The sequence below is a fragment of the Streptomyces flavochromogenes genome, from assembly GCF_000717595.1.
GTDB classification, from domain to species: Bacteria; Actinomycetota; Actinomycetes; order Streptomycetales; family Streptomycetaceae; genus Streptomyces; species Streptomyces flavochromogenes.
The window spans coordinates 19,545-31,225 of the sequence record NZ_JNZO01000016.1; the positions used below are offsets into that span (position 1 = coordinate 19,545).

The window sequence follows — 11,681 nt, forward strand, 5'->3', positions numbered from 1 at the left end:
GTACGGGCACTGATGGGGGGCAGTGAAAGTGACCCGACGGTAACCGCGAGGTCTTACCCTTGGTAACCAGTCGGTAAGTTACGTGCGGGTAACGATTGGGGTGTTCGTCGCCCCGCCCAGGAGGGCCATGGCCTCCGCGAAGTCGGCGTGGGCGTCCCCGTAGCGGGCGACGGCGGCGAGGAACATGGCGCGGTCGGTGAGGGACCGGACGATCGTCTCCGGCATCGCGGGCACACGCCGGGCGAGTGCCACGCCTTCGTCGAAGAGGGGGCGCAGGCACTCCTCGATGCCGTGGGCGTGCCGCTCGTGGAGCACGGCGGAACGCCGGACCAGCCGACGGTGCGCCTCCACCGCCTCGGCGATCCGTCCGGCCGCGGCCAGCTCGGCGACGTCCGTCTCGAGGGAGGGGATGCCGGCGACGTACGACTCCTTCGCGTCGGGGGACCAGTGGAGGCAGTCGATCCCGAAGGGCGGCATCGGCGCGTCCCGGGTCCCCGGCGGCTCGGCCGCCCGGCCCGACAGGGCGAACACGGTGGACCACCGGCCGAGGTCGTTGCTCCGGAGGCCGGGCTCGCCCCCCTCCGCCAGCCGGGCGAGGATCCTGAGGGCCTCCCGTCGATCCGCTCCGGCCTCCTCCCGCCGGCCGCCGGTGTCGAACATCTTTGAGCGGTGCACGAGTTCCCACACCAGGTTGGCGGACGAGGACGCCCCGGACTCGATCTCGCTCCGGATGCGGTCCATGTGCTCCGTGAAGGCAGCCAGCGCTTCCTCGTGCCGTCCGGCGGCGTCCAGATCCCCCACCGCTGCGACGCTCCTGCCACGGAGGTCGGCCGCCTCCCCGTGACGCCCCTCCTCGGCGAGCATCGTCGCCAGTCGACACTGCCCGTGCGCGGGACTCTGTACCTGCCCCCGCTCGAAGCCCAGCCGCCCCGCCTCGGCCATCTCCTCGCACACCGCGAACGCCTCGGCCCGCCGCCCGGCGGTGAGCAGGGTCCGCCGATACGAGTCCAGGGTCCAGCAGAGCACCTCGGTCCTGTTCGGCTCGCCGCGGTCGATGCGCCGTGCGGCGTCCGCGGCCTCGGCGTGGCACGCGAGCTCCACCTCGGGGCGGGCCGTGCGCCAGTGGTTGTTGCGGTACGAAGTCAACGTCGCCGCCAGTTTCGGCAGATAGGCCGCCGGGCTCACTTCCGCAAGCACCCGGTACGCCTCGACCTCCTGCCGCCAGCTCGGCCGGCCGGATCCGAGCAGCATCGTCCGTGCCCGCAGCACCGCATCATGATCGACGTTCTCGGAGTGATTCATGACGGCGATTCTGGGATCCGGGCGAGGGGCCGGACAAGGCTGTCGAAGTGTGCGATCAGTCCTACGAAAACCGCCCCTGACCTGTCATGATGGAAACGTCTTCACCCCTGACTGGGAGGCGCGGTGCAGGAGTCGAGCGGCGTACCGGACGTCTTCGACCCACGGATCTACGCGACCGGGATCCCGCACGAGCGTTTCCGTGCCCTGCGCGACCACGCGCCCGTCGCCTGGCAGCGGGAGCCCGAGGTCCTGGGCTGGCCCGCGGGTTCCGGGTTCTGGGCCGTCACCCGGCATGCCGATGTCGTCCGGGTGCTGAAGGACTCCGGTACGTACTCCTCGTGTCTCGGCGCCACCCAGATCCGCGACCCCGACCCCACCGACCTGCCCTTCATCCGGCGCATGATGCTCAATCAGGATCCGCCCGCACACGGCCGGTTGAGGCGGCTCGTCAGTCGGGCCTTCACCCCGGGCCGGATCGAGCGGTTCGGCGCCACCGCGCGCGAGCGGGCCCGGCAGCTGCTCGCGGGGGCGATCGACGCCGGGGGTGAGGTGGACCTCGTGCGGGCCGTCACCGACGACTACGCCCTGCTCAACCTCACCGATCTGCTCGGAGTGCCCCCGGGCGACCGGGGTCTGCTGCACGCCTGGACCGAGCGGGTCATCGCGTACCAGGACCCCGACGAGCCGCCCGTCCTCGACGCGGAGGGGCGACCGGTCAATCCGCGGTCTCCCGCGATGCTCGCCGAGATGTTCGGCTACGCGCAGGAACTCGCCGCCCACAAGCGCGAGCATCCCGCCGACGACGTGATGAGCGTGCTCGCCGCATCCGAACTCGTCGACGCCGAGCTGGAGATGTTCTTCTTCCTGCTGACCGTCGCCGGGAACGACACGGTCCGCAGCGCCGCCCCCGGCGGACTCCTCGCCCTCGTCGAACACCCGGACGAGCAGCGGAGGTTGTGGGCGGGCGAGGTCGGAGCCGACACGGCGGTGGACGAACTCCTGCGCGTGCACCCGCCCGTGCTCTCCTTCCGGCGCACGGCCGCCGTCGACACCGAACTCGCCGGGCAGGCGATCCGCCGCGGCGACAAGGTCGTCGTCTTCCACGCCTCCGCCAACCATGACGAGCGCGTCTTCCCCGACCCGCACCGACTGGACCTCGGCCGGACCCCGAACCCCCACGTGTCCTTCGGTGACGGTCCGCACGTCTGCCTCGGCGCGCACTTCGCCCGGCTTCAGCTCCGGGTGCTCCACGAGGAGGTGCGCCGGGCCTGCGGCGGACTCGCACTCGCCGGAGAACCCCGGCGCCTCGTCTCCAACTTCATCAACGGCGTCAAGTCGCTGCCGGTGCGACTACGGGAACCGTCCGCGCCGACCGCGTGACGTCGGCCACCAGCTCCACCACATCGGGGCCGTACGCCTGCGAGTTGACGACCTTCAGAAGCACCACGAAGGATCCCGAGCGGTGCAGGCGCGCCAACTTCTCGTAGTGTCGGGCGAGATAGCGGGTCGCCGCCTGGTTGGTGATGGCCCGCTGCCCGCAGAAGAGGAACACCGGCCGGTCACCCTCGCCGGCGGTGAGCCGGGCGAGGATCACGTACTCGCTGACCCCCGGCTCCGAGGGGTAGCGCTGCCCGCCTATCAGGAACGCCCCGCGGTCCGCGCTCGGCTCGACCTCGACGTTCACCTCGATGCCCGGGAGCAGGGTCGCCAGATGGGCGGCCATCCGCCGGTTCGAGTAGGGCCCGCCCACGCAGAACTCCGTCCGGTCGCCGAACCCCTGGTGGGTCTGATCGTGCGAGAGGATCCGGGCCTGGGCCCCGCAGTCCTTGATCAGTGCGGACAGTTCGAGGAGGGCGAACACGTCGAACCGGTGCACCGAGCGGTCGCCGCCCGACTCCCTGTTCACCACGAGCAGGCACTCCGAGTTCCCCGGCAGGCCGAAGAACTCCCGCTTGCGGCGGAGCTTCCGCCGCCAGAGGTACGTGCGGCCCAGCCAGCCGAGCGAGGCGCTGACCCCCGTGGCCAGCACCCCGAGCACGATGTTGCGCAGGTCTTCGTCCATGGGCGCGCATGCTAGCGGGGAAACGGCCTTCTGTTCGAGGCGGTCCTGACGGGAGGGACCGGGGGAAGTTACGCTGCGCGGACGGTCATTGACTGGAGGTAGGGAATGCGTCGCTCCGCCGCTGGGAAGGTCTCCGTTCTCGCCGTCGCGGCGACGGTGCTCTCGATGGGTGCCGCCGCCCCGCCGACGGCCCCACCGGCCGCACCGCCACCGCCCGTCAAGGAACCCGTCGCCGTCGGCTACGGCGGAGCGGTCGCCAGTGTGGACGCCGACGCCTCGGCCGCCGGTGTCGAGGTGCTCCGCAAGGGCGGCAACGCCGTGGACGCCGCCGTCGCCGTCGCGGCCGCGCTCGGCGTCACCGAGCCCTACTCGGCGGGCATCGGGGGCGGCGGCTACCTCGTCTACTACGACGCGAAGAGCCGTACGGTCCACACCGTCGACGGACGCGAGACCGCGCCGCGCTCGGCCGACGCGAACCTCTTCGTGGAGAACGGCGCGCCGATCCCCTTCGAGGAGGGGATGACCAGCGGCCGCGGCGTCGGTACCCCCGGCACCCCGGCGACCTGGAAGACCGCCCTCGACGCCTGGGGCAGCAAACGGCTCGGCACCCTGCTCGAACCCGCCGAGCGGCTGGCCCGCGAGGGCTTCACCGTCGACGCCACGTTCCGCGCGCAGACCGCGGGCAACGAGGCGAGGTTCCGCGACTTCCCCGCCAGCTCCGCGCTCTTCCTGCCCGGCGGGCAGCTGCCCGTCGTCGGCTCGGTCTTCAAGAACCCCGACCTCGCCCGTACGTACGAGAAGCTCGGGCGCGAGGGCGTCGGCGCGCTCTACCGGGGTCCGCTGGCACGGGACATCGTGAACACCGTCCGTACGCCCCCGGTCCGAGAGGGCGCCACCCGGAAGGTCAGGTCCGGCGATCTGACGGAGCGTGATCTCGCCGCGTACCGGACCGAGTTCCGCAAGCCCACCAAGGTCGCGTACCGAGGTCTCGACGTCTACGGCATGCCCCCGTCCTCCTCGGGCGGTACGAGCGTCGGCGAGGCCCTCAACATCCTGGAGGGCACCGACCTCGCGAACGCCTCCCCGGCCCGCTACCTGCACCGCTTCATCGAGTCGAGCCGCATCGCCTTCGCCGACCGGGGCCGCTGGGTCGGCGACCCCGCGTTCGAGTCCGTGCCGACGCGCGGGCTGCTGTCCCAGCGGTACGCCGACTCGCGCGCCTGCCTGATCCGGGACGACGCCGCCCTGACCAGCCCCCTCGCGCCCGGCGACCCGAACAACCCGGCGCCGTGCGCGAGCGGTGGCACGGCGGCCCCGACCACGTACGAGGGGGAGAACACCACCCACCTCACGGTGGCCGACAAGTGGGGCAACGTCGTCGCCTACACCCTCACCATCGAGTCCACCGGCGGCAGCGGCATCACGGTGCCCGGCCGGGGCTTCCTGCTCAACAACGAACTGACCGACTTCTCCTTCGCCCCGGCGAACCCGGCCGTGCACGACCCGAACCTGCCCGGCCCCGGCAAGCGGCCACGCTCCTCGATCTCGCCGACGATCGTCCTCGACGGACACGACCGGCCGGTGCTCGCACTCGGGTCGCCGGGTGGCGCCACCATCATCACGACGGTCCTGCAGACCCTCACCGGGGTCGTCGACCGGGGCCTCCCGCTCGTCGACGCGATCGCCGCGCCGCGGGCCAGTCAGCGCAACCAGGCCACCACCGAACTCGAACCCGGCCTGTGGAACAGCCCGGTGAGAGCGGAACTCGAAGCCATCGGGCACGGCTTCCGGCAGAACCCGGAGATCGGCGCGGCGACCGGCGTCCAGCGCCTGCCGGACGGCCGGTGGGTGGCCGCGGCCGAGACCGTCCGCAGGGGCGGCGGGTCGGCGATGGTGGTCAGGCCGGTGGAGAAGTAGCGGCCGGAGGGGGCACTCGGATGCCCCCTCCGCGTCCCGCAGGGGATGTGCGTGCGACCCGAGCGTCTTGGTGTGCGCCGGTGGATGTGCGTCCCACCCGAGCGTCTTGGCGTACGCCGTGGACGTGCGTCCCACCCGCACGTCCCTCGCGTACGCCGTGGACGTACGTCCTGTCGTGCCCCCGTCGTGCCCTACAGCGCCGTCAGCACCCGCGGGCCCTCGTCCGTGATCGCCACCGTGTGCTCCGCGTGCGACGCGCGCGAGCCGTCGACCGTGCGGATCGTCCAGCCGTCGCGCGCCGTGTAGTGGTCGTCGGTGCCGCCCCCGATGAGCATCGGCTCGATCGCGAGCACCATCCCGTGGCGCAGCTTCATGCCCCGGCCCGGTCGTCCCTCGTTGGGGACGCCCGGGTCCTCGTGCATCGTGCGGCCGATGCCGTGACCGCCGAACCCGTCCGGGATGCCGTATCCGGCGGCGCGGCACACCCGCCCGATCGCGTGCGCGATGTCGCCGACGCGGTTGCCGACGACGGCGGCCGCGATGCCGGCCTCCAGGGCCTCCTCCGCCGCGCCGATCAGCCGGGTGTCCTCCGGCCGGGCCGGGCCGACCGTGAAGCTGATCGCCGAGTCGCCCGCCCAGCCGCCGAGCAGGGCCCCGCAGTCCGCCGAGACCAGGTCGCCCGGGGCGAGCCGGGTGTCGTCCGGGATGCCGTGCACGATCGCGTCGTTCACGGAGACGCACACGACCGCGGGAAACGGCACCGGCGCCCACTCCGGGCGGTAGCCGAGGAAGGGTGATCCGGCGCCCGCTTCGGCGAGGACCTCCCGTGCGGCCCGGTCGAGGTCGGTCAGCGGCACGCCGGGCGCCGCCTTCTCCCGTACGGCCGCGAGGGCGCGGGCCACCACCCGTCCCGCCTCACGCATCGCGGCCAGGTTCTCGTTCGTCTTGATCTCCACCATGCCAATTACTATACCGGTATTAGTATGGCCTCATGGTGCGCACACCCCTGACCCCCGAAGAGCGCGAGCGCGGCGAGCGCCTCGGCCTGTTCCTGCGTGAAGCGCGCGGCGAGCGGTCGATGGTGGCGATCGCCGCCGCCGCAGGCCTGTCCGCCGAGACCCTCCGCAAGATCGAGACGGGCCGGGCCCCGACCCCGGCGTTCTTCACCGTCGCGGCCCTCGCCCGGGTCCTCGGTCTCTCCATGGACGAGCTGGTCGTCCGCTGCGCGCTCGCGCCCGTCTGACGGCCCGGCCCCCGGGGGCGCGGGAATTCGGTGGCGCGGCCCACCGGAACCGTCGATCATGCGTCGCATGAGCGACGCACCCGCACGATGGACCACGGCGACCGTCTACCCCGACATGTGGGCGGACCCGGACGACGACCCCCGCAACAACAACGGAGGCCCCGGCTCGGAGGGCGAGCTCGCGACGCTGCAGGACGGCCTGCGGGACTTCCGCCTGACCCTCCTGATGAAGTGCGAGGGGCTGGACGCGGAGCAGCTCGCCCGCCGGTCGGTCCCGCCGTCGACCATGTCGCTGCTCGGCCTGGTCCGGCACCTCGCCGAGGTGGAGCGGGACTGGCGCAACTGGATCAGCGACGGTGAAAGGCTGCCGAAGCTGTACGGCGAGAAGGACGCGGACTTCCACGGGGCCGTCGCCGAACAGGCCGTGGTCGACGCCGCGTTCGCCGATCTGGAGCGTGAGCAGGCGGCGCTCGACGCCGAGCTGGCGGAGCACCCGGACCTCGGTGCGCGCGTGGGGCGGGAGAAGATCGCCGTCCGGGAGCTGATGGTGCACCGGATCGACGAGTACGCCCGCCACTGCGGCCACGCCGACCTGCTGCGCGAGTGCGTCGACGGCAGGGTCGGCCAGTGACGGGCGCCGGGCGGCTCCCGGGCCGGGCCCGGCTGTAGAGCGGGGTCGAGGCCGGGGTCGAGGACCGGGCCCGGGCGGGGGCCCGCCGGGGGAGCGGGCGAGCTCGTCGTGTCCGGGGAGGCCCTGGCCCGCACCCTCCGCCCGACACCGGCATAGGCTCCCGGGCATGATGCCCGAAGAGCTGCGGCGCGGCCGCTACGTCAGCCTGACCACCTACCGCAAGAACGGCACGGGGGTCGCCACACCCGTCTGGTACGCGGTGGAGGGCGACGAGCTGTACGCCTGGACCCGCACGGACTCCTGGAAGGTCAAGCGGCTGCGGAACGACCCGAGGGTCGAGGTCGCGGTCTGCGACCTGCGCGGCAACGTCGCCGAGGGCGCCGAGCGCTTCACCGGCGAGGGCCGGCTGGTGACGGGGGAGGAGCTGCGCCGGATCCGGGGGCTGCTCTCGCGCAAGTACACCTGGCAGTACTGGCTGACCGACGTGCCCGCCATGCTCGTCCGGCTCGGGAAGCGCCCGCACACCGGGATCGTCGTTCGCTTCGGGTGAATCGGTCCATAGGGCACGCGCAGGAAAACGGTCCGTAGTCGTCCCGTAACACGACTGCGGTCCAATACCCGCGGACCGGAGGGTTCCAGTCGACGGCGGGGCAGGTGCGGATCGCATGACGGTGTATCAACTTGTGGTGGAAGTCGCTACGTTCAGACACTGGCTGGCGGAGCTCACGCGCCGCATCCCGTCGGACGGCGGCTGGTACGGAGTCTTCGCCCGACGCGACCCCGACGGGCTGCGGGCCTGCTTCGACGGGACGGAGATCCTGCCCTGGGACATCGTCGAGTCCCTGCTCCAGGACGCCGGCGAACCGTTCGGGGGACCGTTCGCCCTCCGTGGCGCGACGCTGTACGCGGCGGCCGCCGGCGCCCATGACCGTCGGCCCGGCGGAGCGGAGGCGCTCACCGAACGCCGCGAGCTCTTGGAACGCGAACGCCGGTACGCCGAGTCCCGCGCCCGCGAACTGGGCGACCGGCTCCGCGCGGCCCCGGCCCCCGGCCCGGACGACACGGCCCGCCTGGAGAACGACCTGGCCTGGACGCGCGACGACCACGCGCGGGCGACCGCACGGGTCGCCGACCTGACGGCCCGGCTCGCACGCCTGGGGGAGTGGGCCGAGGGCGGGGCGACGCCGGGGCCGCCGCCGGCACCTGTTGTCCAGGCGGACCCGCCCGGGCCTGTTCCGCCGCCGGTGACGACGGCATCCGTCCCGACAGCCGAGCCGCCCGCCCCGACCGCCGAGCCGCCCGCCCCGACCGCCCAGTCACCGGCTCCGATCGCCGGGCCCCCCGCCCGTCCCGCCAGGACCAAGCGCCGCCCGCGCGGCGCGCGCTACGCGTGGCTGGACCGCGGCGCCGAGGACCAGGGGCCGGTGGCCGCACCCGCACCCGTACTCCCCGCCGGGGGAGCGGCGCCGCGAGGGGCACGGTTCGGGGGCGCCGGCCAGCCCTCCGAGGCCGCCGCGCCCGGCGGTGCCGACCCGGCCGTGCGCTCCGATGCCGACCCCGCCGAGGCGGGCCGCGCCGCCGCCAACGCGGTCTACGCGCTCCAGCGGCTCCGCGCCCAGGGGCGTAGCGGCGAGGCCCACGCCCTGCTCTGCGAGGCGCTCAACGGGCCGGCCGCCCGGCTGCCCGCCCTCGCCGGGGAACTGCACCGGGCCGGTCTCGGTGCCGACTGGTCCGTCCTGCTCTGGGAGGCGGCCTCGCTGCCGCCCGGCCGGCTCGCCGCCGTCGCCGGGGTGCTCGCCGACGCGGGGCGGGCCGCCGACTGCGATCAGCTCCTTCGGCAGGGCGTGGCGCGCCCCGTCGAGGAGCTCGCCGGGGCGTGCGCCGCCCTGCGGGCCGAGGGGCACCACCGCGAGGCCCGCGCGCTGCTCACCGCCTTCGTCCGGGTCCGCGCCCCCGAGGACTCGGCCCGCCTCGCGGCCGAGGACCCGCGGGGGCTCGCCCCCCAACTCCTCGAAGCCGCCCGAGCGGTGTCCGCGGTCCGCGAGAGCGATCTGCTGCACGCCCTCCGCGTGGCCGGCCTCGCGGGCGCGTGACCCGGTCGGGCGGCCTCCGGCAGGGGCCCGGCGGCACCCCGCACGGCCCGGAACACCGCTCCGGGCGGGAGGGTCGCGCCCGGACGTCTCCGGCATGCCCGGACGTGCCGGTACGTGTCGGTACGTGTCCGACGTGGACCACTCGGGTATGAAACATGATCGACCCCGCCGCTTCCCGGCGGCGGTCTTGCTCCGAGGTGTGACGGGGCTTACGTTCTCCTCCTACGCATCGCGTCTACGTGCGTAGAGGCTCTCTGACGCCGTGCCGAAGGAGCAGATCATGACCGACGTCGTACGCGCCGCGCTCGTCCAGGCGACCTGGACCGGCGACACCGAATCCATGATCGCCAAACACGAGGAGTACGCCCGGGAGGCCGCCCGTCAGGGTGCCAAGGTGATCGGCTTCCAGGAGGTGTTCAACGCCCCCTACTTCTGTCAGGTGCAGGAGCCCGAGCACTACCGGTGGGCCGAGCCCGTCCCCGACGGCCCCACCGTCAGCCGGATGCGGGACCTCGCCCGGGAGACCGGGATGGTGATCGTGGTGCCCGTCTTCGAGGTCGAGGGCGAGGGCTTCTACTACAACACCGCCGCCGTCATCGACGCCGACGGCAGCTACCTCGGCAAGTACCGCAAGCACCACATCCCCCAGGTCAAGGGATTCTGGGAGAAGTACTACTTCCGCCCGGGGAACGCCGGCTGGCCGGTCTTCGACACCGCCGTCGGGCGCGTCGGCGTGTACATCTGCTACGACCGGCACTTCCCGGAGGGCTGGCGCCAACTCGGTCTCAACGGAGCCCAGTTGGTCTACAACCCCTCGGCCACCCATCGCGGTCTCTCCTCATACCTCTGGCAGCTGGAGCAGCCCGCCGCGGCCGTCGCCAACGAGTACTTCGTCGCCGCCATCAACCGCGTCGGCATCGAGGAGTACGGCGACAACGACTTCTACGGCACGAGCTACTTCGTCGACCCGCGCGGGCAGTTCGTCGGCGACGTCGCCTCCGACAAGACCGAGGAACTCCTCGTCCGCGACCTCGACTTCGGCCTGATCGAGCAGGTCCGCCAGCAATGGGCGTTCTACCGGGACCGGCGCCCCGACGCGTACGACGGGCTGGTGCGGCCGTGAGCAGTCTCTTCGACCGGCACAAGGCAGTCATCCCCGACTGGGTCGCCCTCTACTACAAGGACCCGATCGAGATCACCCACGGCGAGGGCCGCCACGTCTGGGACGCCGACGGACGCCGGTACCTCGACTTCTTCGGCGGCATCCTCACCACCATGACCGCCCACGCCCTGCCCGAGGTCACCAAGGCCGTCGCCGAGCAGGCCGGGCGGATCATCCACTCCTCGACGCTCTACCTCAACCGCCCCATGGTGGAGCTCGCCGAGCGGATCGCCGGACTCTCCGGCATCCCCGACGCCCGGGTCTTCTTCACCACCTCCGGCACCGAGGCCAACGACACGGCGCTGCTCCTCGCGACGGCGTACCGCCGGTCGAACCAGATCCTCGCCATGCGGAACAGCTACCACGGCCGCTCCTTCTCCACCGTCGGCATCACCGGCAACCGCGCCTGGTCGCCCACCAGCCTCTCGCCGCTGCAGACCCTGTACGTCCACGGCGGTGTCCGTACGCGCGGTCCCTACGCCCAGTACACCGACGAGCGGTTCATCGAGGCCTGCGTCGCCGACCTTGAGGACCTCCTCGGCCACACCCGGGACGTCGCCGCCCTCATCGCCGAACCCGTCCAGGGCGTCGGTGGCTTCACCGTGCCGCCCGACGGCCTGTACGCCGCCTTCCGCCGGGTCCTCGACCGGCACGGCATCCTGTGGATCTCCGACGAGGTGCAGACCGGCTGGGGCCGTACCGGCGAGCACTTCTGGGGCTGGCAGGCGCACGACCAGGCCGGGCCGCCCGACATCCTCACCTTCGCCAAGGGCATCGGCAACGGCATGTCCGTCGGCGGAGTCGTCGCCCGCGCCGACATCATGAACTGCATCGACGCCAACTCCATCTCCACCTTCGGCGGTTCGCCGGTCACCATGGCCGCAGGCCTCGCCAACCTCTCGTACCTCCTGGAGCACGACCTCCAGGGGAACGCGCGCCGGGTCGGCGGTCTGCTCATCGAGCGGATCAGGGCCGCCTGCGCCGGAGTCGACGCGGTTCGGGAGGTCCGCGGCCGCGGCCTCATGATCGGCATCGAGCTGACCGAACCGGGCACCGAGCGGGCGAACCCGGACGCGGCCGCCACCGTCCTGGAGGCCGCCCGCGAGAACGGCCTGCTGATCGGCAAGGGCGGCGGCCACAACACCAGCACCCTGCGCATCGCGCCACCGCTCTCGCTCACCGTCGCCGAGGCGGAGGAGGGCGCGGCGATGCTCGAAGCGGCCCTGCGAGAGCTGTAGCCACACCGTCCCGCCGTATCGAGATCGGCCCGC

At 72.8% G+C, this 11,681-nt stretch carries 11 protein-coding genes; 8 read left to right on the forward strand and 3 right to left on the reverse strand.

Going from position 1 to position 11,681, the window contains the following annotated elements; translation table 11 throughout:
• Positions 1–78 precede the first annotated feature (78 nt).
• Positions 79–1,302 carry a hypothetical protein gene (locus IF00_RS0120505; RefSeq protein WP_030320060.1) on the reverse strand — a complete coding sequence of 408 codons (1,224 nt, stop codon included), beginning with the start codon at positions 1,300–1,302 and terminating at the stop codon, positions 79–81.
• 123 nt (positions 1,303–1,425) lie between these two features.
• Here IF00_RS0120505 and IF00_RS0120510 point away from each other — a divergent pair, with 123 nt between their 5' ends.
• On the forward strand, positions 1,426–2,682 hold the full coding sequence (locus IF00_RS0120510) for a cytochrome P450 (protein WP_030320062.1): 1,257 nt from the start codon (positions 1,426–1,428) through the stop codon (positions 2,680–2,682).
• Here the strand turns inward: IF00_RS0120510 and IF00_RS0120515 are convergent.
• On the reverse strand, positions 2,633–3,364 hold the full coding sequence (locus tag IF00_RS0120515; protein WP_030320063.1) for a hypothetical protein: 732 nt from the start codon (positions 3,362–3,364) through the stop codon (positions 2,633–2,635). The genes IF00_RS0120510 and IF00_RS0120515 overlap by 50 nt on opposite strands.
• 105 nt (positions 3,365–3,469) lie before the next feature.
• Here IF00_RS0120515 and ggt point away from each other — a divergent pair, with 105 nt between their 5' ends.
• Positions 3,470–5,281 (forward strand): gamma-glutamyltransferase, encoded by a 1,812-nt coding sequence (gene ggt / locus IF00_RS0120520; RefSeq protein WP_030320064.1) that lies wholly within the window; start codon positions 3,470–3,472, stop codon positions 5,279–5,281.
• A 191-nt stretch (positions 5,282–5,472) separates the two neighbouring features.
• Here ggt and map read toward each other — a convergent pair whose 3' ends face one another.
• Positions 5,473–6,240 (reverse strand): type I methionyl aminopeptidase, encoded by a 768-nt coding sequence (map, locus tag IF00_RS0120525; protein ID WP_030320065.1) that lies wholly within the window; start codon positions 6,238–6,240, stop codon positions 5,473–5,475.
• A 32-nt stretch (positions 6,241–6,272) separates the two neighbouring features.
• Here map and IF00_RS0120530 point away from each other — a divergent pair, with 32 nt between their 5' ends.
• From IF00_RS0120530 to IF00_RS0120555, 6 genes are all read left to right on the forward strand, one after another.
• A complete protein-coding gene (locus IF00_RS0120530) occupies positions 6,273–6,524 on the forward strand; it encodes a helix-turn-helix domain-containing protein (RefSeq protein ID WP_030320066.1) in 252 nt (83 codons plus the stop codon).
• Positions 6,525–6,582: 58 nt separating this feature from the next.
• Positions 6,583–7,155: a DinB family protein gene (locus IF00_RS0120535; protein ID WP_030320068.1), complete on the forward strand. Its 573-nt coding sequence runs from the start codon at positions 6,583–6,585 to the stop codon at positions 7,153–7,155.
• Positions 7,156–7,321: 166 nt separating this feature from the next.
• Positions 7,322–7,705: a PPOX class F420-dependent oxidoreductase gene (locus IF00_RS0120540; RefSeq protein WP_030320070.1), complete on the forward strand. Its 384-nt coding sequence runs from the start codon at positions 7,322–7,324 to the stop codon at positions 7,703–7,705.
• Positions 7,706–7,841: 136 nt separating this feature from the next.
• Positions 7,842–9,248 carry a UL36 very large tegument protein gene (locus tag IF00_RS0120545; RefSeq protein ID WP_245234596.1) on the forward strand — a complete coding sequence of 469 codons (1,407 nt, stop codon included), beginning with the start codon at positions 7,842–7,844 and terminating at the stop codon, positions 9,246–9,248.
• Between the two features lie 280 nt (positions 9,249–9,528).
• A complete protein-coding gene (locus IF00_RS0120550) occupies positions 9,529–10,371 on the forward strand; it encodes a nitrilase-related carbon-nitrogen hydrolase (RefSeq protein ID WP_030320074.1) in 843 nt (280 codons plus the stop codon).
• A complete protein-coding gene (locus IF00_RS0120555; RefSeq protein WP_030320076.1) occupies positions 10,368–11,648 on the forward strand; it encodes an aspartate aminotransferase family protein in 1,281 nt (426 codons plus the stop codon). Before IF00_RS0120550 ends, IF00_RS0120555 begins: the two co-directional genes overlap by 4 nt.
• Positions 11,649–11,681 lie beyond the last annotated feature (33 nt).